The sequence below is a fragment of the Amphritea opalescens genome (assembly GCF_003957515.1).
GTDB lineage: Bacteria > Pseudomonadota > Gammaproteobacteria > Pseudomonadales > Balneatricaceae > Amphritea > Amphritea opalescens.
Genome location: NZ_RQXW01000008.1, coordinates 160124 through 185238, shown reverse-complemented (window position 1 = coordinate 185238; position 25115 = coordinate 160124). Strand labels below are relative to the sequence as shown.

Here is a 25115-nt window from a genome sequence, read left to right as displayed (position 1 = left end):
GCCACCTTCCGTTAAGCTAACCGCTACCTCCCTACTAAGCACTAAGCATTATCATTGTGCTTATCGATCGAGTTAACCCACTCACCCTCACGGGATTCATCACCAGAACTGATGGCATCAACCACATCGGACGCCGCTTCAGGTATGGTTTCAAGCACGGCAACCGCAACTTCTTCGGCATTTTCCGGCGCGACTTCGCTCAGACGATTCACCAGCTCGACCGCATCATCAACCTCACTGCTTGAATCATCGCTGACGCTGGTATCCTCTTCCTGATAACTCTCGTGTAGCAGTCGAGCAACTTCGGCGGCCACATATTGCGCACTTTCCGGCACGGCCTCAACAATCTTCACCGCCAGATTCAACGATGTCTCAGGTGATAGCTCAGACATCCGCGTTAACCATTCAATCGCTTTCTGATGCTCCTCTTCCTCATGATCTTCCTCGGTATCCGACTCATCATCCGGCAATGTTGCGCTACCTTCGGCATCATCCGTTGCCTTCTCATCATCTTCTTCTATCGCAGAAAGATACTCTTCAGTAACCTCATACATCGATTCAGGCACCGCTTCAACAACGGTTGCCGCTACATCCATCGCTTGCTCAGGTGCCGCTTCTGATATCCGAGACACCCATTCGATCGCATCCTGATATTCACTTTCATCGGCATCATCACTACTATCACTCGCGGACGATTCGGTGGATGTTTCCGCTGAATCATTGGTCGATTCCGCTTCATAGCCAGCCATGTACTCTTCAGTCATCGCCACCGCTGTTTCAGGAACAGACTCAGCCATGGTGACCGCGATATCCAGTGCTTGATCTGGGTTAGCTTCCCACAATTCGGTCGCCATATTCAGCGCATCGGATTCACTGGTATCATCTTCACGATCTGCAGGACGAATCGATTCACGCTCTTCAGCAATCAAACGGGCATAATATTCGGCCACCTGAGTCGCCGATTCAGGCGCAGAATCAACCGCAATCCGCGCCATCTCGATACGTTTATCCGGAAACACCCGTCCCACTTCGATAGCCACAGGGATAACCTGCTGGGGATACCATTCGGCTAATCGAGCGACCAAGTCTGCGGCGAGTTCAGGCTTCGCCTTAACAATCGCTTGAGTAATATCAAGAATCTGATCCGGTGCCGCCTCCTTCATTACCTCATACAAGCGGATCACATCAATACCCGGCACCTTCGCCACGGCTGCAGCCACTTCGGTACCCTTTTCTGGGTTTTTCATGGTTAATGCTTGGGCCATTCTGACCGCGGCAGCAGGATCAGATTCTGCGATAAGCATCGCCAGTTCTGCCTCAGAACTTAACTTCGCTTCGGGCTCACTGTATTCCATCCGTGGATCAAGATGAACCGTGGTTGACAGTGCTTCACTCTGCATAACGAAGTCTTCCTGATCCGCCACCGGCAATGCCTTTCTGACGGTCATACGGTACAGGGTGAACACTGCCAACAGCGTCTGGGTCAGCGCAATACAATAAAAGAGACTCGCACTGCCATAGGCTTCCATCACTAAGGAAGCGGTATAGGGCCCAATCGCACCGCCAAGGCCAAACGCTAAGATCATACTGCCCATGGCCGAAACCATTTCAGTTTTCTTCAGCTTATCGAAGGCTTCCGCCACACTCAGTGGGTAGTAACAGGCAACAATACCCGAGGTCACACCGCAGATAATGAAGAGCGCCAATCTCATCTCCATCGCGGCCAAAGGCACAATCGCAATCGCCAATAATGAGGAAACCAGCAGTAATCCTAGCAAGACTGATCGACGGTCTAACCGATCCGATAACATCCCCACAGGGAACTGCAACATAAACGCCCCTAAGATGGCGCAACCCATAAATAGCGACAGTTGAAAACCGGTGATGTGGTATTCAGCAGCAAACACCGGCAACAGGTTAAACAGCGCCGAATACACGGCACCAGAGGCTAAGCAGGTCACCACACCCAATGGAGAAATCCGAAACAAAGAGATAATCGACATCGGCGCGACGGTTTCAATAATGGGGCCTTTGGAACTACTGAATAAGACCGGCAGCGTCGCTAGACAGAAAAGAATACCCACCAAAACAAACAGCGTGCTCTCAGAAGGATCCGCCACCCCCATCAAGAACTGACCACAGAACAAACCGGTCATAATACAGGCGTTATAGACGGCCAGCATTTTACCCCGAGTCTCTTCGGTTGCCGTGTCACTGAGCCAGCTTTCCATGGCGGTTAATAGACTCGCATGACTGAAGCCAAGCACAACCCTTAACACGCCCCAAAGTATCGCATTGGTCTCCAGCGTAAAACTCAAAATACAGATCGCTTCGATAGCAAGGCAGCCGGCAAATACCCGAATATGGCCAACCCGTTTAACTAACTGCTTACTGTAAATAGCACCCGCGAACATCCCCACAAAATACATGGAGAGCACTAGACCGATGGTATCTGTCGATATGCCTTCGAGTCCCATCCTTGATGGCACCAGAATATTCATTAGACCAACACCCAAGTAAAGAATAATGCAGCTGCTAAACAAGGCGATTAATGACAATAGGGTTTTACGCACGAAGCTTCTCTCTTCAACTGGCTTATTTAGCAGTTGAAATTCAGGTTGAAAAACATAAAAAAAACCGGCAAATAAGCCGGTTTGTTAATTCGCCAGTCTATCACCCAAAATAGACCACTTATACCCTTTTAAAGACGATTCAAGGTTAAATTTTGTACTATTTTTGTAAAACGGCCATCGTTAATCGGGAGGCACAAACACCCTTGCCGTTTTCATCAGCAATGCGGATATCCCAGACCTGTGTCGAGCGGCCAATATGGATGGGTGATGCGGTGCCATAGACGAAGCCGGAACGAATGCCTGATAGGTGGTTGGCATTGATTTCGAGCCCCACGCAATGATGCCCCGGCTCGGCCGCTAACTGCGCCGCCATGCTACCAAGGGTTTCTGCTAACACCACCGAGGCGCCACCGTGAAGCAACCCCATCGGTTGATGGGTTCGACTATCGACCGGCATCGATGCACAAAGGTAATCATCGCCGATCTCGGTAATCTTAATGCCAAGATGATCAACCAAGGTGTTCTTCATAAAGGACTGTAACCCCTCAATGCTCATCTCTGTTTTCCAAATCGCCATACTATCTCCCCTCTAAATAGACCACTCTACCCCGCTGCCCCGCTTGGAAAAATAACATATCCCCGCAATTTAATGACAACGTCGCGCAATACCGATCGAAACCTAACAAACGCCTTACATCATGATACGCACAAGCCCTAAGCTGCTGACTAGGATGAGCACCGTCCCCAGCACCCGGTAAAACACCCGCGTATCGGCACTCATCAGCTTGTTATGTACCTGCTGCCCAAAAAGGTGGCCAATATAGGCACAGGGTAACAACCAGAGATGGTGAATCAGTTGCAAATCCACCCCGGCGATCACAAAAGAGCCTAGCTTGATCAGCACCAGAATAAACCAGAGCACAAACAGCGTATCCCTTAGTTTTTCACGACTGACATGGGCGGCAAAAACCGCCGCAATTAAAGGTGCTCCAATCAATGATGTCCCGCTGACATAACCACCGAGCACTAAAAACAGGATATCCAACCCGCGGCTATTACTCTTAAAAGGCCGATTGAATGCATAACTGATGGCATAGGCGATCACAATCAGATAGATGATGCCGCTCATCAGTGGTCCCGGCAGCGTCAACAAGCCCAGAATGCCGATCATTTTAGGGATAATCATGATCATCATGGCATAGCGCAAATACCGCCAATCGATGGTAGAAGCGCTTTGTTGATACTCAACCGCCGCCCGTTGCGTACGCCGCTGACTTTGCCAAGTAATCAGCAATGAAAACACCATCAGATGAACACCGATAAGCGGCAGAAAAACCAGTGGATCATCGATGATCAACAGGAGAAAGGGTAACGTAAGCACCGAGCCGCCAAAACCTAATCCCGAACGGATAAAACCGCTCCAGATAAACAGCAAACCAATCAGTACATATTGATAAAGTTGTAAGTCAGCCATGGGGGACCTTTAGTCGGCGCTTCAACTAGAGCCGTATATTCATTAAAAATGGTCTTTTAATAGAACCATCGGCGGACAACGCCTTGATGAACCTTAATAAATCGGGCCAAAGCGCTCGAGACAGGTCAGGTAGAGCCGCAGGTCCAATTCCAACTGATGATAGTCCGGTTCCATGTACTGACACAGGTTATAAAAGGCGCGGTTATGTTCTTTCTCGCGGATATGTGCCAGTTCATGCACCACGATCATACGTAAAAACGGCTCTGGGGTTTGCTTAAAAAGAGAGGCGATGCGGATCTCTTTTTTAGCCCGCAGTTTATTGCCCTGCACCCGAGAAATATGGGTATGTAGCCCCAACGCATTATGGATAACATCGATGCGGTCGTCATACTCCACTTTACTCAATGGAGCTGATTTTTTGAGATGGGTGTTTTTCAGCGTGAGGGTGTATTGATAGAGACTTTTCGAATTCGATACCCCATGCCCACCCTGATAACGCTGGCGTAGATAGTCGGGCAACTTACCGGCGTCAATCAACTGCGTGACCTGTTGCTGCAGTTCAGCGGAATAACCGGCCAGATAGTCTATGTTCCGACTACCGCTCATTGCACCGCTTCCAACTGCTGTCGTAACGCCTCAACCCTTTTACGATTCACCCCCATATCGGAGTAGCCTACTCGAGCGGCTGCGCGCACATGAATAACTCCTTCGGACGGATCGCGTAACAGTTCAAGGTCATCGACAAAGCCAAACAGATTGGAGCTAAACTCAGCGGCTAGATAATGAGTATCGAGGGTGACAATACGGCCACCTAATGCTTCAACAGTTTTAGCCACCGAAGTCATATCGGGCGTTACTGATGAAGTTACTGGTGTAATAGGCGCGATAAAGTGCTCGGTATCGGTGCCTTCGTAACTACAAACCGCGTTAGGCTTGATAGGACAAGCCGACAACGCGCCATCAACCAATCCTGGCGACATTTGCTCACGGGATTTAATCCCTTGAAAGACAAAATACCCCATCACGGCAACCACCAATACGAAGGCAATAATACCGACGATCATCATAAACTGCTTCATACATACCCTTATTCACTAACGCTTTATCGATTTCAGCGAGGTTGCCTGAGCTTAACAAAACCTCGGCCACAAAAATAATGGATTATGAAAAATAGATCGCTCTTTTTGATGCGATTACTAGACCCAACCAAGACTCGCCCACTACAGCTTTAGCCGCAAGACTAGTATAAAATAGCCCGCTTTTCCGCTATCAACGGTAGACCTGAATAGTGTTCACTCCGCAACTGATAAATTGGCTTCTTCTAGGCTTCCTCGTCATCACCTGGGGCACCTCTTTCATGGTGACCTCTATCGCGATCGAGAGCGGATTTTCAGCCCTCACAATAACCCTCGCACGTATCGCGTTGGGGGCTATTGTTATTAGCCTATTCGTTTACTCAAAGGGATTACGTTTACCTTTGAATGCCAAAAGCTGGGGCAGCTTTATGCTACTGGGGCTGTTTGGTAACGCCCTGCCCTTTACGCTCATTACCTGGGGACAGAACAGCGTCACCTCCGCCACCACCGGTGTGCTGATGTCGGTAATGCCCTTTGTTACCATGCTGATCGCACACTATGTTGTGCCGGGTGAAACATTCAACCGTTACAAACTCCTAGGATTCGTCATCGCCTTTAGCTGTGTCACCCTGTTACTCAATCCTTTTGCCTCAGGCAGCATCGATCTAATCGGCGCCCTCGCTATCCTTGCTGCGGCCAGTAGCTATGCCATCAATACGATTCTCATCCGCTTATTACCGAGGTTCAACCCACTCGTTGGCGGAGCAGGCATGACTATTTGTGCCTGCATCCTGATACTGCCGTTTGTCCTCTACCATGGGGCAAGTATCTACCAAGAGCTCACTTCACTCGCCACACCCAGTTCGGTGATCGCACTGCTTTGGCTCGGCGTTATGCCAGCCGGCGTTGCCTCCATTGTTTACTTCGTTGTGGTGAATCGCGCCGGCCCCAGCTTTCTATCAAACTGTAATTTCCTTATTCCAGTAGTCGCGTATTTTGCCGGCACATTAATCCTAGATGATTCCGTGCCGCCGAGTAGTCTGTTTGCACTAATCGGTATTCTCGCGGGTATTGTGCTCACGCGGATTCAACGGCGCTAAATGACGATAGATCAAGGCGGTTTTATCTCGAAAGCTAAACTCCCTTTCCAGTGTTGCCCCTAGCGATAAGGCCAGTTTTCGTGATGCAGCATTTTGTTCAAAGATCAAACTGATCAGACGCAGCTCGGGCAAGTAAGTCGCCGCCATCTCTCTCACGGCAATAGCCCCCTCTGTCGCGTATCCCTTGCCACTATAGCCCGGAATTAACGACCACATTATTTCAGGTTCGGGCCAATCTCCCGGATACCAAAGACCAACAATCCCGACGACGGTATTGCTATCTTTCAACTTCAGGGTGTAGGGGCCATGACCATGGATTTCCCAATGACCGATTAACGCGGCCACGATACGCCAACTCTCCCCTTCGCTTAAAGGACGGCCTGTGGTGTATCGGGTTGATTCTATATCTTTATAAAACTGATGCAGTGCGGGCCAATCATCAATCGAAATTTTAGTCAGCGTTAATCGCTCAGTAGTCAGAGACTGGGGGATTTTATAGGGCATGTTCATCCTGATTATTAGAGCCTGAAAAGAGTGGTTCACCTATTAACTTAGTTAAATTAAACCATGTTTATGACCCTTAAAACCAACAACAGATAACGGTATAAATATAATAACCGCAAGCATCTACCTGCTTCTGGGCAGATTTCGCTACTTTTTTATGCTAAAACACACCCTTGTTCGATACCCATGGAATTAAAGGCAGCTATATGGCGCAGGCAGCAGCACTGGTTCAAACCCTCAAGAAGCAGTTAAAAGCACAGGGGAAAACATATACCCATGTGGCCGATGCACTGCAACTCAGCGAGGCTTCAGTCAAACGTCTATTCTCTGAACAGAACTTTACCCTGCAGCGTCTAGAGATTATTGCCGACCTAGCAGGTTTGGAACTCACGGGGTTGTTCAAGCTGATGGCCCAAGAGCAACAACGCCTCACCCAGCTTACCCGCGAACAGGAACAAGAGATCGCATCCGACCTCGAACTACTCTTAATTGCGGTCAGTGTAATCAATGGTTTCGGCTTTAAGGATATCATCGACCATTACGATATCAGTGAACATGACTGCATCCGTAAACTGGCACAACTCGACCGCCTTCATTTTATCGAGTTGCAACCCAACAACCGTATTAAGCTGCTGATCGATCCCAACTTCACCTGGCTGCCTAACGGCCCGATTCAGCAGTTTTTCCAGCAAAAAGTTGAGCAGGATTTCTTCCAGTCCCGTTTCGATAAAAAACACGAGAAATTGATTGTACTTAACGGGGTGCTAACACCCGAAGCGAATCTCGCTATGCAGAAAAAGATGGAACGCATCGCAGAAGAGTTTAATAGCCTCATTCGTGACGACTATCCCCTACCGATGGATCAAAAACATGGCAACACCATGGTGATAGCGATACGCCAATGGCAGTACAGTCTGTTTAAGCACTACCGTAAAAACCCTTAACGCCTTCCCATCCCCGTTGATTCAACCCTTTATTCAACCTAAGGTAGCGTTATTTGCTACCTTGATCGTTTTGCTACGCCTGAAACGGTTTTAACTAGATCATCCCTCTGACTTCAACGAACTGAGATTCAGAGGATTTATATGAGCAGCAAATTATTAACCGGCACCCTCGCTTTGAGTTTGGCACTGACCCTCGGGCACTCAACAGCCGACGCCGCAGGATTACTTAAACCAACGCAATCCAGCCTGCCAGATTTAACCATTAAAGAACATCACGTCAATGTCGTGATGGAACATAGCTACGCCGTCACCAGCATTGAACAGGTATTCCATAACCCCTCTAATCAAGCCCTAGAAGCGATCTATAGCTTCCCGTTACCTGATCATGCTGCTGTGGGTGAATTCACCTATTGGATTGATGGCAAACCGGTCTCCGGTGAAGTCGTTAAAAAGCAACAAGCCCGAGAGATCTATGAACAGGAAAAACAAGCAGGACGGGAAGCCGCTCTGGTGGAACAAGACAGTTATAAAACCTTCGACATCAATGTCACACCGGTGCAGCCCAACGGTGATGTGCGTATCAAGCTGGTTTATATTCAACCCACCCATGTGGATTCCGGTGTGGGCCGATACGTCTACCCACTCGAAGATGGCGGTGTCGATGATCAGAAAAATGCCTTTTGGAGCCGTAACGAAACCGTAGATGAAAAATTCAGCTTTAATATGACCCTCGCCTCCGGTTATCCGATCGACTCTATTCGCCTACCGCAACACACTCAAGCCACGGTACAGCAGCTTAATCCTCAACAGTGGCATATCAGCCTAGAGAACCAAAGCAATCCATCAGCCGCGACTGACACTCAAATAGAGACCAGCACTGAAGGCTTACCGAGTGAACAGCTTCAACCCGCCGGTATCGTCCCCGCGGCCAGTCTCGATAAAGATATCGTGGTGTATTGGCGCCACAGCCAAAACCTACCCGGCAGTCTCGATCTACTAAGCTACAAAGCTTCCGCTGACGCACCGGGCACCTTCATGATGACACTGACGCCCGGTGATGATTTAGGCGTTTTGCAGGGCGGTCGTGACTGGGTGTTTGTCTTGGATGTCTCCGGCTCGATGCAAGGAAAATACAGCACACTTATTGACGGTGTGCGTCAGGGGCTTGCTAAGCTGCGTCCTGAAGACCGCTTTAAAATCGTTCTATTTAACAACAGCGCAACCGATTTCTCGCAAGGCTTCCAACTGGCCAAACCAGAGATCATCAGCCCGCTACTGGATCAATTGGCACAATACCAACCGACTAACGGCACCAACCTCTATGCCGGCTTATCCTTAGGCTTAAAGAATATGGATTCAGACCGTAGTACGGCTATGATTTTGGTCACCGATGGGGTCGCTAACTTAGGTGTGACCGAGAAGAAACGCTTTCTCGATTTAATGGAAAAGGCGGATGTCCGACTATTCACCTTCGTCATGGGGAATAGCGCTAACAGACCATTACTCAACGGTATGACGGAGGTCTCCAACGGTTTTGCCATCAGCGTATCTAACGCGGACGATATTGTCGGCCAGTTGATGTTAGCCACCAGCAAGATGACTCATCAGGCACTGCGCAATGTGCAGCTAAGCATCGATGGTGGCCGAGTCACCGACCTAACACCGGATCAGATCGGATCACTCTACCGTGGCGAACAATTAACTGTGCTCGGCCATTATCGTAAGCCGGGACCGGTCAAGGTGACACTAACCGCGGATGCAGGACAGCAAACACGGGAATACAGCACTGAGGTCACGCTGCCACGCTTTAATGAAGAAGGCAGCCAGCGACACCCTGAACTTGAACGCATCTGGGCCTTTGCCAGTATCGAGAATATACAAGCTAAAATGGACTACCTCGGTGAGGATGACGCAGCTAACGCCGATGGCATACAAGCGATGACCGATATAGCGCTGCAGTATGATCTCGTCACCGATTACACCTCCATGCTGGTTGTCAGAGAAGAAGTATTTAAACAGCTGAAGATTGAACGTGATAATCAGCAACGTACGCAGAACGAACAGCTGGCCCGTCAACAACGGTTACAGCAACCGGTTGCTAGCAGCCGTGCCGACAGCCAAAAGCCGATGTTTAACCCATCACAATCAAGAGCCTCATTCGGCGGTTCTAGTTCGGGTTCAGGTGCGATCGGTCACTGGATACTGTTATTGATCGGTTCTCTGTTACTGGTTCACTACCGTAACGATCGCCGTAGCCGTCAGAACCGCAGACAATGGTGAGATCACTATGAACACGTCCAATAACATCAACGTAAATACGCCTCCCGCCTTAGCGGGGGGCGTTAGGCTTCCCTTCATTACGCTCGTTATTATTCTCATCGCCCTCCCCTTAAGCTTGAGCCCTTCTCTATTTGAGCTCAGCTACTTTGATCAACAATTGATTCAACAGGGGCAGCTCTGGCGTCTAGTGAGCGGACATCTCAGCCATACCTCCTCTAGTCACCTGCTGTGGGATCTATTGGCCTTTGCACTAGCCGCTGGATACCTAGAGTTGCATTCACCTAAATATCTACTGGCAGCATTGCTGGCAGCCGTCTTCTTATTGGACGTCCACCTGATGTCACCTGCGTCCGGTATTAGCCGCTATGCGGGGTTATCTGGCCTGCTATTCGCTCCGTTGACATTAAGCTTGGTGATCTTTGCCCGCCAACAACCCTCGCTCAATGGCTGGTTACCGCTACTCATCTGTTTGGGGAAGTTAATCTGGGAACAGTTCAGTCAGCAAGCGTTACTGAGTCAAAGTGCCTGGCCCGCCTACCCAACCGCTCATTTAGTCGGCTCTTTGGCGGGGGTCGTTGTCATTCTGGGCTGGATGATTGAAACAGATAAATTCAAGGCGCGGAATACTAGCAGCGAACTAACGAGGACTCATCATTAGAAAAGCGCAATTTCAGCGGCGGTGAGTGGCCGAAAAGCACCGGGAGGCAATTGAGGGTCTAGCGTTAATCCACCGATCTGCTCGCGGTGTAATGCCGTCACTTCATTATCGAAATAACCAAACATCCGCTTTACCTGATGATAGCGGCCTTCGTGCAGGGTGAGACGGGAATGATGGCTATCGATGCGCTCGAGTTCAGCGGGCTGCGTGGTAATGTCTTCGTAACGAAAATAGATCCCTTGACCAAAGACAGCCTCCGCATCCGCCGCAACTTCATCTTGGGTGGTCACATGGTAAACCTTGGCGATCTTCGAGGTTGGCTGGGTGATTCGCCGCGACCAATGGCCATCATTGGTTAGCAACAAGAGCCCGGTGGTTTTCAGATCTAACCGCCCGGCTAGATGTAACCCCTCTCGTAATGCTGGCGGCAGCAGATCGATGACGGTTTGATGCTCCGGATGTTCCGTGGCACTGACTACACCCGCAGGCTTATGCAACATCAGGTAGTGGCTTTGGGATTCCTGCAATATCTGACCATCGAGTTCAATGCGAACGAAACGATCTACCTCAAGGCCAGCATCCGTGGTCACACTTCCCGCCACCGTCACCCGCCCTTCAGCCAGCAAACACTTCACATGCCGCCGACTATAGGGGGTGTTGATCTGAATAAACCGATCGAGCTGCATCAGCGTTCAGTTAGAAATGACATTGACAACAACCACAAAGATAACGGTATAAAATCAAAGTGATTTATTATCTTCATTGGCAAGGAAGAACCAGGTTTCCAGCACCGTATCTGGGTTTAACGACACCGAATCAATACCCTGTTCCATTAGCCAGTTAGCTAGATCAGGATGATCGGATGGCCCCTGACCACAGATGCCCACATACTTACCCTGTGCGCGGCACGCCTGAATCGCCATCTCCAACAACTTACGTACTGCGTCATTACGTTCGTCAAACAGATGCGCAATCACGCCGGAATCGCGATCTAACCCTAGCGTTAGCTGAGTCAGGTCATTGGAGCCAATAGAGAAACCATCAAAGTATTCGAGGAATTGATCGGCCAACAATGCATTCGAGGGGATCTCACACATCATGATGACCCGCAGACCATTTTCGCCCCGCACCAAGCCATTTTCAGCCAGCAGTTCGACCACCTGACGGGCTTCCCCAACGGTGCGCACGAACGGAATCATCACCTCAATATTGGTGAGTTTCATCACGTCACGTACATATTTCAGCGCCCGACATTCCAAATCAAAACATTGACGGAAAGATTCTGAAATATAGCGGCTAGCCCCACGAAAACCGAGCATTGGGTTTTCTTCGTGGGCTTCGTAATCTGCACCACCAATCAGATGGCCATATTCATTGGATTTAAAATCCGACATCCGCACGATAACTTTTTTAGGATAAAACGCCGCTGCTAGTGTCGAGATTCCCTCCACCAGCTTCGCCACATAAAACTCTATGGGGCTCTCGTAGCCCGCGATGCGCCGTGCGATCGTGGTTTTAATCCCCTCTTCCTGCTGATCAAACTCGATCAAGGCTTTCGGGTGAATACCGATCATACGGTTAATAATAAATTCAAGCCGAGCCAAGCCCACACCCGCATTAGGCAGTGCCTGAAAATCAAAGGCCCGATCAGGATTGCCCACGTTCATCATAATATCGAGTGGCAGTGGCGGCATGGAATCGACTTTATTGGTTTGATGTTCAAAGTCTAGATGCCCTTCATAGGCTCGTCCTGTATCCCCCTCTGCACAGGAGACGGTGACTTCCTGACCATCATGCAACCGTTCAGTGGCATCACCACAGCCGACAATCGCGGGAATCCCCAGTTCACGGGCAATAATCGCCGCATGGCATGTGCGTCCACCACGGTTAGTAATAATCGCCGACGAACGCTTCATCACCGGCTCCCAGTCGGGGTCGGTCATATCGGTGACCAACACATCGCCGGGCTGAATCTTATCCATGTCACTTAGGTTTTCGACAATCCGTACCGGCCCACTGCCAATACGATGACCAATAGAGCGTCCTTCGAGCAACACATTGCCGGTTTCTTTCAGCAGGTATCGCTCAATAACCGCGGTCTTATCACGGCTTTTGACGGTTTCGGGACGCGCTTGAACAATATACAGCTCGCCATCATCACCATCTTTCGCCCACTCGATATCCATCGGCCGGCCATAATGCTGTTCGATCGTCATGGCGATCTGCGCTAATTTTTGCACATCGTCATCGTTAATCGAGAACTGCAACCGCTGTTCAACGGGAACCTTCACCGTCTCCACAGCACTGGCCGTGTTTCCCTCTTTGCCGTACACCATTTTAATCGCTTTGGTGCCCAGATTACGGCGCAGAATCGCCGGTGCACCTTGACGTAGTGTAGGTTTGTAGACATAGAACTCATCGGGGTTCACCGCACCCTGCACAACGGTTTCGCCTAAGCCATAGGCCGAGGTGATAAACACCACATGTTTAAAGCCTGACTCCGTATCCAGCGTAAACATCACACCACTGGCACCGGTTTCACTGCGGACCATGCGCTGAATCGCCGCCGATAGCGCCACATCATGATGTTCGAACCCATGATGCACACGGTATGAAATAGCCCGATCGTTATATAACGAGGCAAATACCTCGTGAATAGCGGTTTTGATATTGGCTAATCCACGGATATTAAGAAAGGTTTCCTGCTGACCGGCAAAGGAAGCATCGGGCAGGTCTTCCGCCGTCGCGGATGAACGGATCGCCACCGCTTGATCCTCATCACCACCCATCTCGGTAAACGCCTGCTCGATCGCTTTATCCAGCGCCTCGGGAAAAGGTGTCTCGAGAATCCATTGGCGCACCTGATTACCGGTAATGGCTAACGCATTGACGTCTTCAGGATCGAGTTGCGCTAATAGCTCACTGATGCGCTGATCCAGTTGATTGTGCTTTAAGAAGTCCCGGAATGCAGTTGCCGTTGTCGCAAATCCACCGGGGACTTTCACGCCGACACCGGATAGCTCGGTTATCATTTCACCCAGTGAAGCGTTTTTGCCACCTACTTGGTCAATGTCATCCATACCCACTTGATCTAGACGAACGATATATTCCTGCAAAACCGTACACTCCTTAATATTCTCTTATGGGGCTAATCATACTGTAATTCCGCACGTATGTTCAGTGCGTTAAGTAACTTCCTGTTTTAGACAATAGTTTGCTATACAGTACGCGCCAATGCCGTAATAATAACCTCCCAGCGATACACTACGATGACACAGGACAGTTTAAGCTTATGAAACGCACCGCTTTTTTTATCTCTGACGGCACAGGCATCACCGCCGAAGCCTTGGGTAATAGCTTACTGGCGCAATTTGGTTCGATTCAATTTAATAAAGTAACACTGCCCTATATCGACAGTATCGACAAAGCCGCTGTCGCGGTTGAGACCATCGACCAAGCTGGTCTTGATGATGGTTATCGGCCCCTAGTATTCGATACGGTTGTCGATGAAGCCATCCGTAAAGTCATCTCCACCAGTAGCGCCTATAAGATCGATGTATTTTCATCCTTTCTAAAACCGCTGGAACTAGAACTCGGTAGCCACTCATCTTATAGCGTCGGCAAATCCCACTCGATCAATGAAGTAAACACCTATATGGACCGTATTGAGTCGGTCAACTTTGCGATGGAAAATGATGATGGCGGCAGAACACAGCACTACGATAAAGCGGACATTATCTTAACTGGTGTTTCCCGTTGCGGAAAAACACCCTCTTGCTTATATATGGCACTGCAGTTTGGTATTCGGGCAGCCAACTACCCGCTGACTGATGACGATCTAAACTGCCCGACCTTGCCTGAGGTGCTGCAGCCCTTTCAAGATAAGTTATTTGGTTTAACCATCGATCCGTTTCAACTCGCGGCTATCCGTCATGAACGTCGCGCCAACAGCCGTTATGCCTCTCTCGATCAATGTGAAGAGGAAGTCCGCAGCGTCGAGCGGATGTTCCGGCAGCAGCAGATCCCTTTTATCAATACCACCCACTTCTCGATCGAAGAGATCGCCACCCGCATTATTGCCCAGAAAGGACTACAACGCCGGATCAAATAAGGCGGTCACCGCTAGCTGAACTAGCGGGTCACCTTACCTCGGCTATAGGAAAACCATGCTGCCAGTACGCTATAAAGGCAGGCGCTGGCAAAACCGAGTTTCACCACCAACAACAGATCTGGGTAACGCTCTGGGCGGATCTGATCGCTTTCTAGAAAATGGCTCATCAACAACATAATAATCGCCATGCTGAACATATTACCGCTGGTACGGGACAGGTTGAGCAGAGCCGAAGCGATACTCAGACGCTCTTTCGGAACAGAGCCTAGCGCCGCATTGTTGTTCGGGGTTGAGAACAAACCAAAGCCCACACCCAATAACGACAGAGACAGAATCACATGGTTAAGCGCACTGTCTGACGTCAGGAATACCAGCACCGCAAAACCCGCCGCGAAGAACAAACAACCGACGGTGGCGATCAAGCGTGGCTCATAGCGATCCGATAGACGCCCTGAAATCGGTGCCAACACCGCCATAATCAACGCTTGTAAAAGAATCAACTGCCCCGCTTCACTAGGTGAGAGTCCCTGTAAATATTGCAAATAGAGGCTTAAGAGGAATAGCACAGGGTAATGGGCCGCATACATCATAAAGCTGGCCATCAAGGAGCGGCTCATCACTCGGTTAGTCGCTAACAAACTAAAACGTACCAGGGGGAATTCGCAGCGGTTTTCATATCGCACAAACACAAAGATCAATACAACGCCCGCGATCAACATCAGCACGTTATAGAGATTAGGTAACCCCGAAAGCCCCAACAGTAACAAGGTCGACAACGCCACAAAGAGTACTGAACCACGCCAATCCAGCGGCTGAGACGCCTTACCCGACTGAACATCATTGCGGATATAAATCACCGCCAACACAATAGCGACCAGTGCCAACAGTACCGGCCCCCAAAAGACACTCTGCCAACCTATGTGTTCCGTCAGCCAGCCACCGATCAGCGGCCCACAGGTGAGACCGAGATAGACCGACGTCGCGGTAAACCCCAACGCCGAGCCGCGATTATTATCACTGAACACCGTGGCAACAATGGCCATCGCCGTGGCAAACACCAGACTGCTAAACAACCCCTGAAGCACCCGGACAAGAAGCAGCACAGCAACCGAATCGACAAACAGCACCAATAACGAGGCCAACGAAAAGCCTAATAGGCCCAGTAAGAAGATAGGTTTACGGCCAACGGTATCCGCCACCCGACCGGCGGGCAGCAATAACACGATACTGCCCCACAGGGTCGCGGTAGGAATCCAGCTCAACCAGACGGCATCGGCATGTAATGCATCGGCAATAGCGGGCAACGCCATATTAACGCCGGACATCGATAAGGGCACAATAAACAGCGTAATACAGATACTCGCGAGCACAAACCAGCGCGCTCGGGGGTTCATTTGATAGAACTTAGCCTCCGCAGAGGAGAAAGCATCAGATACAGAATCAGTCACAGCATTACCCCATCAATGTTAGCGACGCAGTATAACAGGAGATACTTCACACATTCATTACATTAGCATCCGCATCATCAAGACGGTGGCCATCGACGACGCACTAAACGCCTTAAATCCACCGAGGCAAAATGTAGCGGGATATTACAAATCTGTGTAATATCCCTGTTCCAGAATCTAGTAGAAATCGACAGCGCTCGCCGCTGATCTACTAGCTAACTCTGCACTGCCATCGTTCAAGGCAAACGCTGTTATTCTGGAACTTTATTAATCATCTATTTTGAGATACAGGACAAAGTGCAATGAGTCTTGCTGATAAGGTTTTGGCAGTCAACAATGATCTGCCGATTCGTACCAACCAACCGGTACACAGTGGAAAAGTACGCTCCGTATATTGGTTAACGGAAGCCGATAGTCGCCGCCTGATTCAGGAAAAAGGCTATGATGTGGCGGAAGATGCACCACTGGCCATTATGGTGATCAGCGATCGTATCTCGGCTTTCGAGTGCATCTGGCACGGTGAAGGCGGTATGAATGGGGTTCCAGGGAAAGGCGCCGCGCTGAATGCGATTTCCAACCACTGGTTTAAGCTGTTCCGTGAAAACGGCTTAGCCGATAGCCATATTCTCGATATCCCCCACCCGTTTGTCTGGATCGTACAGAAAGCCAAACCGGTGATGATTGAAGCGATCTGCCGTCAGTACATTACCGGTTCGATGTGGCGCTCTTACGCTAAGGGCGAACGTGAGTTCTGCGGTATGCAGATTGCCGATGATCTACAGAAAGATCAAAAGCTGCCTGAACTGCTGATCACGCCTTCAACCAAAGGGATTCTTACCGGTATTCCGGGCGTCCCCGAAGTGGATGATGTAAACATCTCCCGCGATGATATCGTCAACAACCATGAGGCGTTCCATTTCCGCTCGCAAGATGATATCGCCATTTACGAGAAGCTGCTCAAAGAAGGCTTTGATGTCATCAGTGATGAACTGGAAAAAATCGATCAGGTGTTTGTCGATACTAAATTCGAGTTCGGCTATGTCACCGATGCGGCCGGTCAGGAAAAGCTGATCTATATGGATGAAGTTGGTACGCCCGACTCTTCCCGTATTTGGGACGGCCCATCTTACCGTGAAGGCAAGATCGTCGAGAATTCAAAAGAGGTGTTCCGTCAGGAGCTGCTTAACTTCTTCCCTGATCCCGATATCCTGATCAATAAAGACCGCATGGAAGAACGCTATGCGCTTGCTAAGGATAACGCCCTACCGGTCGCCCTGCTGCAGAAAGTATCTGATACCTACGTGGGCATCGCTGAAAAGATTATCGGTGAAAAACTGCCACTATCAGAAAACCCGAAAGCCGAGATCATTGAGATTCTACGCAACGATTACGGCCTGATCGATTAAAGCACAGCGATAACCGATCTATTAACGCTGCATCAACCGATGTGGCGTTTTTTATACCTCGTTTTCACTCTTGAGCGTCACCTCCGGCTCCAACCCATCTAACTTAAGTTCCACCGTGATCGGCTTACAACAGACCTGACAGTCTTCGATATACTCTTGATCACCCGCACTACAATCCACTAATAGCTCAATTGGTTCACCGCAATAGGGGCAAACGTCTGAAATAGATTCTAAACTTCGCATCATTGAAACCTCTCGATTGATATGCACAACAAAAGGGAATGTGAGATAACCGGTTCAACGTCAGCCCTGTCACCGCACATCACCCTACAGCCTGAATACTGGTTCCCTGCGCATCGCTGTAATATAATCCACCCTATCAGCTTAGGTGCATTTAGCCCATCGTGCCGACTTCCAATGCACTCATTACTTCAATACTACTGTTCCGAGACTCAACATGACGTTAACAGCCTGGCTTTCTCTCCTTGCAATCTGCTGCCTGGGTGCGATGTCTCCCGGCCCCAGCCTTGCCGTGGTACTTAAACAAACCGTAACGAATAGTCGTCGCCATGGCTTAGCCGCCAGCTGGTTCCATGCCGCGGGTGTGGGCTTATGGGCATTTGCGACCATTTCGGGTTTGGCGATTCTGGTGGCGGAATCTCAATTTGCGTTTCAGGTGATTACTTGGTTAGGCGCAGGTTATCTGGCGTGGATCGGCGTTAAAGCGATTCGGGCGGGTAAGCAGTCAGCCTTTGGTGTGAATGAAGGCAAAAAGGTATCGATATTCACTGCGGGGATCGAAGGCGCGGCCATCTCGGTACTCAATCCCAAGCTCGCTATCTTCTTTATCGCCCTGTTCTCACAATTTGTCAGCCCCGATGCCACCTTTGCCGATCATATGATCATGACCGCCACCGCCGCTTTAGTGGATGGCCTCTGGTATACACTGATGGTCTTTTTACTATCCCACGGCCCTATCCTGAAAACGTTACAAAAACGCAGTCAGCTTGTTAACCGGCTCACCGGCGGCATTCTGATCGCCCTCGCCGCGCGGGTTGTTACGCTATAATCATCGGGTACGGTGAACTTTGCGAACTGCACCGATATTCGCACAATAGCTGTAATAAAAGCTACAGTAATAGCTGTAATGAGAATTGTAATGAAAGTTTTGGTGAATAATGAATACCCATGGTGCGGTTCATTCTTCACCGCACCCTACAGGTCGACCATCCATGCACCCAACCACAAACGCTGTTTGTGTAGGGTGCCGGTGAGCTTTGCGAACCGCACCACTGCAACCCGTATAATCCGTAGGGTGCCCGGTGAGGAACGAACCGCACCACCCACCTACAGCAAAGCCAACCATAACGCTTAATCATCATTATTAGATGCTAACTCGCGATAAAACCTTCCCTCTATTTCCTACTGTCATGAATCACGCGAAGCCCTAACACCCCCCCCTGTAAAACGGCAACGTAGGGTTAGCTGTTAGTATTCGATCAACCAGATATCCCTTCAGCAGATTCCAGCTCAAGGTTGTCAGGTAAGCTACTTATTTTTAACTGCCCATCACTGACAAACAGAAGGAAAAGTGGCATACCAATAATTAGAGCTGGGCGCAGCTCTCCCATCCGGAAGATGACAATAGCGAGACAACAACAGCTAATGAAACACTGGCGGTTGAAATGGGCAGACAGTAGAGTCAGGTAGGCCAACAAATGTTGCACCGAAACTTGAATATCAAGCCTACGTTGGAAATTCGCCCTATATACCGCTTTAACATCATGGTGAATAAAACTCTGATTCTGAAACCTTACTCGCCGTTTGAACCTGGGAGGTAAGCAATGGTGGCTTATATCCCTATCATCCTATTGGAAGCCGGGGCGATCTTCGCGCTGGTTATCGTTGGAGGTTTTGCTGCCATTGCAGTGACAGAGGCTGTGAATCTGGCACTTAACGGATAGATCGGAAGTTGAGTAAGAAAAAAAGCATGGCTACTTACCACGACCCTAAGGTTAATGTTGATGTGATTAGTTCATGCTGAAGCGCTGACCAACAATCTGAAGTGAGCTTCGTGGATCATAGTTGCAGCGGCCGCGGAGTATAGATTGTGAAAATTTTCATCAACTACGCAAAGCATGATGTCACGGGTATAATTTCCAAACTCCTGCGATACCGCAGCGCTATATTTTTGGATGGTTGACATGCAAATTTATTGGGTTGATTGGGCCTCGCTGAGGATTAGGCCAGATATGCTAATATATAACTTGTGTAATATGCTTCAGTTACTATGTATTAATTTAACTTAAAAAAAGAGAGATCCGAAAATGACCTCAACTAAAAAGATATTTTTGATTGCAGCCTTTGGCTTACTGCCCGTATCGCAGTTGTTTGCCGACACCGTTTGTCGCCAGGTAGGGAGTGCAGTGAATTGTGCCATGGTTGCGGATTGTGGGGCAGTATCATTGAGCGGGGGGGATTCTTGTTTCGTCCATGCCGCAGAGATTCCTGATGCGGCTACTTTTCTTAAAGGGGAACATGCTTTGAATTTGGTTAGCGAGATGACGAAGCCTGTCGCGCAAAAGAGCATCGTTGGTAATGCACCAAAACGTGCAGTTGTTGGCAGCGCACCTGCATCGAAAGCAGTTCAAGATTAGAACAGCCGGCCCGTCTGTTCTGCACTGAAATTCGGTGCGGATAAAACAAGGGGGTTCTAAAAGTTAACGCCTTCTTCCCCCGAAGATTTCTTCGGGGTTTTTTCATTGGCGTTTAGCAGAGTTTACCCTCACCATCTTCACAGGTTATTGCCCCAATATGGCCAATTGAAGAACTGATTGTTGCAAGCAAGCAAATGGAAGTTCGCTAAGAGCGCCTTCCAATTTATGGCCCGGCAGATATAAATTTACACCGTAATTCATTTGACCATCAGCAGCGCAGCTTGGGGAGTACACCGATTGCCAAAACTCAGAACACCAACCTCCTACTGGAAACTCCTTAACTCTCGATAAAACCTTTCCCCTATTTCCTACTGTCATGAATCACGCGAAGCCCTAACACACTCACCCCTGTAAAACGGCAAAGCTGAGTTAACTGTTAGTATTCAATCAACCAGATATCCCTTCAGCAGATTCCAACTCAAGGTTGTCAGGTAAGCTACTTATTTTGAACTGCCCATCACTGACAAACAGAAGGAAAAGCGGCATACCAATATCATCATCTTCACAGGTTATTGCCCCAACATAGCCAATTGAAGAACTGATTGTTGCAAGCCAGCAAGCAAATGGCAGTTCGCTAAGTGCGCCCTCCAATTTATGGCCCGGCAGATGTAAATTTACACCATAATTCATTTGACCATCAGCAGCGCAGCTTGGGGAGTACACTGATTGCCAAAACTCAGAACGCCAACCTCCTACTGGAAACGCCTTGTATGATTGCCAGTTTACATATTTAGGTAAGCCGTTAGAAAAAAAGGCATGATTTAGCAAATCAGCCGGTGGAGAGCCATTACCATTAAGAATATATTCTAATACAGACACTTCTGTAGCCGTTAAATTGCGTTTAAGTTTTAAATTCAACGTGAAAGTATAGTGATTCGACATAGTATTATTTATGACCTAACGCTGAGTATTAAGCGATTTGTATTTGGTTTTATTTTTGCGGTTTTTCAAAGATGATGACAACTGCTTAGCCTCCACTACTACACATCGAAACCCCATGCACCCAACCACAAAAGCTGTTTGTGTAGGGTGCAGGTGAGCTTTGCGAACCGCACCACTGCAACCCGTATAATCCGTAGGGTGACCGGTGAGGAACGAACCGCACCGCCCACCCAAAGCAAAGTGAACCGAAATCAGTTAGTGCACGTATAGGAAACTAAGATTAATCTAAACGGCATTCGATATGTTCTCACTCTTTAAGAAAGACCCAATTAAAAACCTAAAAAAACTATATCTTCAAAAACTAGAAAAGGCAATGCATGCTCAGAGAAGTGGAGATATCCAATCTTACTCTATGATTACTAGTGAAGCAGAGGATATCAGAATACAAATTGAAACCCTAGAAGGCACAAAAGAAACATAACGCCGACATCTGAGGACAAAAAATATTGGCTAAAAATGGCGCCGATGAAGCAAAAACCAGCTGTTATTTGTCAGGTTACATAGTTGTGTCGCACTTCGGAGTTGAATTCGCGGCCACCTTTTTAAAATATATATTCTTTTAAAAATATTACCCCGAATTTCTTATACCTTTATTCCTGCTTATGAAACAGGCTCATCGGAGTTTCAGTAAAAAAATGCAAGTATGCTGCCCTCTGATAATACTTTTTTTAGTTCTCATCTCAACCAATATGAATTCAATCGCGACGAGGGCGTCGCTCGCTACAGTAGATATGATGATATATCACCCAGCCTCTGACACTCGAGCAACGGCCTTCATAATCTCGTTTAAACAAAAAAGGCCGATGTTTTCACATCAGCCTTTTTTATTGATCTGCCTAACGCTATAACTTACTCGTCTGGCAATTCAACGTTATGGTAAACCTCTTGTACGTCTTCTACATCGTTCAGCATCTCTAAGAAGGTCTCGAACTGTTCAAGGTCTTCACCGGCCAACTCAACATAGGTTTGAGGGATAAAGGTGATCTCTTCGACCTCGACCACAAGATCGGGATAAGCTTCATGCAAGGCGGTCTTGGTTTTAAAGAACTCAGTGTGCGGCGCGTAAACGGTGATGTTGCCATCTTCGCTTTCGACCTCAGTCACATCAACATCCGCTTCCATCAATGTTTCGAGAATTTCATCTTCATCGTCATGGGGAAAGACAAAGACGGCCTGATGATCAAACATATGGGCTACTGTGCCCTGACCACCCAATTTGGCTTTACCCTTGTTGAAAGCTACTCGCACATCACCAAACGTACGATTGTTGTTATCGGTCAGGCAATCGGCGATAACCATGCAGCCACCGGGGCCGAAACCTTCATAACGGGTTGGTAGGAAGTCTTCACCACCGCCGCCTGCAGCCTTGTCGACCGCTTTTTCAATCACGTGGGCCGGTACTTGATCTTTTTTGGCTTTCTCGATGAGACGACGCAGAGATAGGTTACCCTCTGGATCAACACCACCATTTTTGGCAACCACATAGATCTCTTTGCCATACTTGGCATATACCTTGGATTTAGCTCCCTGAGTCTTAGCCATGGAAGCCTTACGTACTTCAAACTTTCTTCCCATTGGAAAATCTCTTTCTTACATAAAGGCAGGGGCCATTTTAATCGCTCACCCGCCTAAGCTCTAGTGTGTGCATCCTATTTCTTCGCCAACAACAGCATTTAACATAGGATTATCGATGCAGGATACAAAAAACGCGCCGGGGGCGCGTTTTATATCATGGTTTTAATCAGTCTTCTGATGCCGCTTTAGGGGCATCCTGATTTTCATAGATCAGGATAGGGTCGGAATCGCCGGTGATCACACCTTCATCGATCACAACCTTCGAGATACCCTGCTCTGATGGCAGGCTATACATGATGTCCAGCAGATTCTCTTCCAAGATAGAGCGCAAACCACGGGCACCGGTTTTACGTTCCAACGCTTTTTTGGCAACCGCCTTGAGCGCATCTTCACGGAAATCCAGCTCAGCGCCTTCCATACCGAACAGAGCAGAATACTGCTTGGTCAGTGAGTTTTTAGGCTCTGTCAGAATCTGAATCAAAGCATCTTCGTCTAGTTCTGTCAGTGTGGCGATCATCGGTAGACGACCCACAAACTCAGGAATTAGACCAAACTTAACCAGATCTTCTGATTCCAAATCAGCCAGCACATCGGTGATCTTCTTGGTTTCTTCTTTGCTGACAACCGCCGCATTGAAGCCAATAGAACTCTTTTCACTACGATGTTTGATGACTTGATCAAGCCCAGCAAAGGCACCACCACAGATAAACAGAATATTCGAGGTATCAACCTGCAAAAATTCCTGCTGTGGATGTTTACGGCCACCCTGAGGCGGCACAGAAGCAACCGTACCTTCAATCAGCTTCAGCAGCGCTTGCTGTACACCTTCACCACTTACATCACGGGTGATCGATGGGTTATCTGACTTACGGGAGATCTTATCGATCTCATCGATGTAGACAATACCCAGCTGCGCTTTTTCAACATCATAGTCACATTTCTGTAGCAACTTCTGGATGATGTTTTCAACATCCTCACCCACATAACCGGCTTCGGTCAGGGTGGTTGCATCAGCAATGGTGAACGGCACATTCAACATACGCGCCAATGTTTGCGCCAACAGGGTCTTACCGCTACCCGTTGGGCCGATTAGCAGGATATTACTCTTGCCCAGCTCTACATCGGTATCACCCGCTGTCTGCTGAAAACGCAGCCGCTTGTAATGGTTATAGACGGCAACAGACAGAACCTTTTTCGCCCTCTCCTGACCAATAACGTAGCTATCCAGATTTTCTTTGATCTCAGACGGTGTCGGCAGGTGATCCCCATCTTCTTGGGGCTCTTCCGCGTCCTGAATTTCCTCTTTGATGATGTCGTTGCAAAGATCGACACACTCATCGCAGATAAAAACAGACGGACCTGCTATCAATTTTTTGACTTCGTCCTGGCTTTTACCACAGAAAGAGCAATACAGCAGTTTGCTGTCATCGCCTCCCTCTTTACCGTTGATATCGTCGGACATTCAACTTCCTCTATTTGTCCCAACCATGCCAGGTTAGGCCCTTTAATTTCTTTATCGCTGTACGCCTATTATAGCGAACAATGTGCACCGCTTTACAACAAACTTCAAGTGGGTGGGCGATCGAAACACTCGCATAAACCATCGAGGCGACACCCACACAGCGCGGTACGCGTATTAACGGCTAGTCATCACCTGATCGATCAGACCGTACTCAACCGCTTGTTCCGGTGACATGAAATTATCCCGATCAGTATCTTTACTGATGGTATCCATATCCTGACCGGTATGGTGCGACATAATACTGTTCAATTTGTCACGAATACTCAGAATTTCTTGAGTATGAATCTCGATATCGGTTGCTTGACCCTGATAGCCACCTAACGGCTGATGAATCATCATTCGAGAGTGTGGCAGACAGTAGCGCTTACCTGCAGCACCACCGGTCAGCAACAAGGCACCCATGCTCGCCGCTTGGCCGATACACATAGTGCTAACGTCAGGCTTGATAAACTGCATGGTGTCATAGATTGACAATCCAGCAGTTACCGAGCCACCTGGGGAATTGATATACAGGTGAATATCTTTATCAGGGTTTTCAGACTCAAGAAAAAGCAACTGAGCGACGACCAGATTAGCCATGTGATCTTCAACTTGGCCAATCATGAAAATAACCCGCTCTTTCAGTAATCGAGAGTAGATGTCGTAAGAACGCTCACCACGTGCTGTTTGTTCAACAACCATGGGTACCAGACCACTGCTAGTAATTACTGTAGGGCCATTATAAAAATCCGACATTGAATTCTCTCCTAAATCCTTAACAACGTGTTTACCACACGTCCAGAAAA

The 25115-nt window shown here is 48.6% G+C and carries 23 protein-coding genes; 9 read left to right on the top strand and 14 right to left on the bottom strand.

All coding sequences use genetic code 11. The features are described from left to right. Positions 1 to 41 precede the first annotated feature (41 nt). The 5 genes from EH243_RS11035 to EH243_RS11015 form a co-directional block, all read right to left on the bottom strand. Positions 42 to 2573: an MFS transporter gene (locus tag EH243_RS11035; protein WP_126158713.1), complete on the bottom strand. Its 2532-nt coding sequence runs from the start codon at positions 2571 to 2573 to the stop codon at positions 42 to 44. A 157-nt stretch (positions 2574 to 2730) separates the two neighbouring features. Continuing rightward, positions 2731 to 3150, bottom strand: a complete 420-nt coding sequence (locus EH243_RS11030; RefSeq protein WP_126158712.1) for a hotdog fold thioesterase — start codon at positions 3148 to 3150, stop codon at positions 2731 to 2733. A 114-nt stretch (positions 3151 to 3264) separates the two neighbouring features. Then, complete coding sequence (locus tag EH243_RS11025) at positions 3265 to 4047, bottom strand: TSUP family transporter (RefSeq protein ID WP_126158711.1); 783 nt, start codon at positions 4045 to 4047, stop codon at positions 3265 to 3267. Positions 4048 to 4140: 93 nt separating this feature from the next. Then, a complete protein-coding gene (locus EH243_RS11020) occupies positions 4141 to 4653 on the bottom strand; it encodes a M48 metallopeptidase family protein (protein WP_126158710.1) in 513 nt (170 codons plus the stop codon). Beyond that, complete coding sequence (locus EH243_RS11015; protein ID WP_126158709.1) at positions 4650 to 5126, bottom strand: DUF1499 domain-containing protein; 477 nt, start codon at positions 5124 to 5126, stop codon at positions 4650 to 4652. Before EH243_RS11015 ends, EH243_RS11020 begins: the two co-directional genes overlap by 4 nt. Positions 5127 to 5404: 278 nt before the next feature. Between EH243_RS11015 and EH243_RS11010 the strand changes: the two genes are divergently transcribed. Next, positions 5405 to 6223 (top strand): DMT family transporter, encoded by an 819-nt coding sequence (locus EH243_RS11010; protein ID WP_241235062.1) that lies wholly within the window; start codon positions 5405 to 5407, stop codon positions 6221 to 6223. On the opposite strand, the gene EH243_RS11005 is transcribed toward EH243_RS11010, so the two are convergent. Then, positions 6173 to 6727 (bottom strand): GNAT family N-acetyltransferase, encoded by a 555-nt coding sequence (locus EH243_RS11005; RefSeq protein WP_126158708.1) that lies wholly within the window; start codon positions 6725 to 6727, stop codon positions 6173 to 6175. The two genes, EH243_RS11010 and EH243_RS11005, sit on opposite strands and share 51 nt — an antisense overlap. A 206-nt stretch (positions 6728 to 6933) precedes the next feature. Between EH243_RS11005 and EH243_RS11000 the strand changes: the two genes are divergently transcribed. The 3 genes from EH243_RS11000 (at position 6934) to rrtA (ending at position 10609) form a co-directional block, all read left to right on the top strand. Then, positions 6934 to 7671 (top strand): XRE family transcriptional regulator, encoded by a 738-nt coding sequence (locus EH243_RS11000; RefSeq protein WP_126158707.1) that lies wholly within the window; start codon positions 6934 to 6936, stop codon positions 7669 to 7671. Positions 7672 to 7812: 141 nt separating this feature from the next. Then, positions 7813 to 9951, top strand: a complete 2139-nt coding sequence (locus EH243_RS10995; RefSeq protein ID WP_126158706.1) for a VIT and vWA domain-containing protein — start codon at positions 7813 to 7815, stop codon at positions 9949 to 9951. Between the two features lie 7 nt (positions 9952 to 9958). Next, positions 9959 to 10609 carry a rhombosortase gene (rrtA, locus tag EH243_RS10990; protein ID WP_126158705.1) on the top strand — a complete coding sequence of 217 codons (651 nt, stop codon included), beginning with the start codon at positions 9959 to 9961 and terminating at the stop codon, positions 10607 to 10609. Here rrtA and EH243_RS10985 read toward each other — a convergent pair. Beyond that, positions 10606 to 11295, bottom strand: coding sequence for a pseudouridine synthase (locus tag EH243_RS10985; RefSeq protein ID WP_126158704.1), 690 nt, complete (start codon positions 11293 to 11295; stop codon positions 10606 to 10608). The two genes, rrtA and EH243_RS10985, sit on opposite strands and share 4 nt — an antisense overlap. A 54-nt stretch (positions 11296 to 11349) precedes the next feature. After that, positions 11350 to 13725 carry a phosphoenolpyruvate synthase gene (gene ppsA, locus EH243_RS10980; RefSeq protein ID WP_126158703.1) on the bottom strand — a complete coding sequence of 792 codons (2376 nt, stop codon included), beginning with the start codon at positions 13723 to 13725 and terminating at the stop codon, positions 11350 to 11352. 176 nt (positions 13726 to 13901) lie between these two features. Here ppsA and ppsR point away from each other — a divergent pair, with 176 nt between their 5' ends. Beyond that, entirely contained in the window at positions 13902 to 14720 is an 819-nt protein-coding gene (gene ppsR / locus EH243_RS10975) for a posphoenolpyruvate synthetase regulatory kinase/phosphorylase PpsR (RefSeq protein WP_126158702.1), read from the top strand. Positions 14721 to 14740: 20 nt separating this feature from the next. On the opposite strand, the gene EH243_RS10970 is transcribed toward ppsR, so the two are convergent. After that, the gene (locus EH243_RS10970; protein WP_241235061.1) at positions 14741 to 16168 is read right to left on the bottom strand and encodes an MFS transporter; all 1428 of its coding nucleotides are present in this window, start codon (positions 16166 to 16168) and stop codon (positions 14741 to 14743) included. Between the two features lie 302 nt (positions 16169 to 16470). Here EH243_RS10970 and EH243_RS10965 point away from each other — a divergent pair, with 302 nt between their 5' ends. Beyond that, a complete protein-coding gene (locus tag EH243_RS10965) occupies positions 16471 to 17574 on the top strand; it encodes a phosphoribosylaminoimidazolesuccinocarboxamide synthase (protein WP_126158701.1) in 1104 nt (367 codons plus the stop codon). A gap of 51 nt (positions 17575 to 17625) precedes the next feature. Here EH243_RS10965 and EH243_RS10960 read toward each other — a convergent pair whose 3' ends face one another. Beyond that, positions 17626 to 17817: a CPXCG motif-containing cysteine-rich protein gene (locus EH243_RS10960; RefSeq protein ID WP_126158700.1), complete on the bottom strand. Its 192-nt coding sequence runs from the start codon at positions 17815 to 17817 to the stop codon at positions 17626 to 17628. 214 nt (positions 17818 to 18031) lie between these two features. Between EH243_RS10960 and EH243_RS10955 the strand changes: the two genes are divergently transcribed. Together EH243_RS10955 and EH243_RS10945 are read left to right on the top strand one after the other, a co-directional pair. Beyond that, positions 18032 to 18643: a LysE family translocator gene (locus EH243_RS10955; protein ID WP_126158699.1), complete on the top strand. Its 612-nt coding sequence runs from the start codon at positions 18032 to 18034 to the stop codon at positions 18641 to 18643. Positions 18644 to 19901: 1258 nt separating this feature from the next. Next, positions 19902 to 20231: a hypothetical protein gene (locus EH243_RS10945; RefSeq protein ID WP_126158697.1), complete on the top strand. Its 330-nt coding sequence runs from the start codon at positions 19902 to 19904 to the stop codon at positions 20229 to 20231. 447 nt (positions 20232 to 20678) lie between these two features. On the opposite strand, the gene EH243_RS10940 is transcribed toward EH243_RS10945, so the two are convergent. Continuing rightward, positions 20679 to 21110: a hypothetical protein gene (locus EH243_RS10940; protein ID WP_126158696.1), complete on the bottom strand. Its 432-nt coding sequence runs from the start codon at positions 21108 to 21110 to the stop codon at positions 20679 to 20681. 364 nt (positions 21111 to 21474) lie between these two features. Here EH243_RS10940 and EH243_RS10935 point away from each other — a divergent pair, with 364 nt between their 5' ends. Further along, positions 21475 to 21654: a DUF6435 family protein gene (locus EH243_RS10935; RefSeq protein WP_126158695.1), complete on the top strand. Its 180-nt coding sequence runs from the start codon at positions 21475 to 21477 to the stop codon at positions 21652 to 21654. Between the two features lie 428 nt (positions 21655 to 22082). Here the strand turns inward: EH243_RS10935 and EH243_RS10930 are convergent, their stop codons facing one another. From EH243_RS10930 to clpP, 3 genes are all read right to left on the bottom strand, one after another. Next, positions 22083 to 22808, bottom strand: coding sequence for a YebC/PmpR family DNA-binding transcriptional regulator (locus tag EH243_RS10930; protein WP_126158694.1), 726 nt, complete (start codon positions 22806 to 22808; stop codon positions 22083 to 22085). Between the two features lie 166 nt (positions 22809 to 22974). After that, positions 22975 to 24270, bottom strand: a complete 1296-nt coding sequence (clpX, locus tag EH243_RS10925) for an ATP-dependent Clp protease ATP-binding subunit ClpX (protein ID WP_126158693.1) — start codon at positions 24268 to 24270, stop codon at positions 22975 to 22977. A gap of 174 nt (positions 24271 to 24444) precedes the next feature. Then, positions 24445 to 25065, bottom strand: a complete 621-nt coding sequence (clpP, locus tag EH243_RS10920; protein ID WP_126158692.1) for an ATP-dependent Clp endopeptidase proteolytic subunit ClpP — start codon at positions 25063 to 25065, stop codon at positions 24445 to 24447. Positions 25066 to 25115 lie beyond the last annotated feature (50 nt).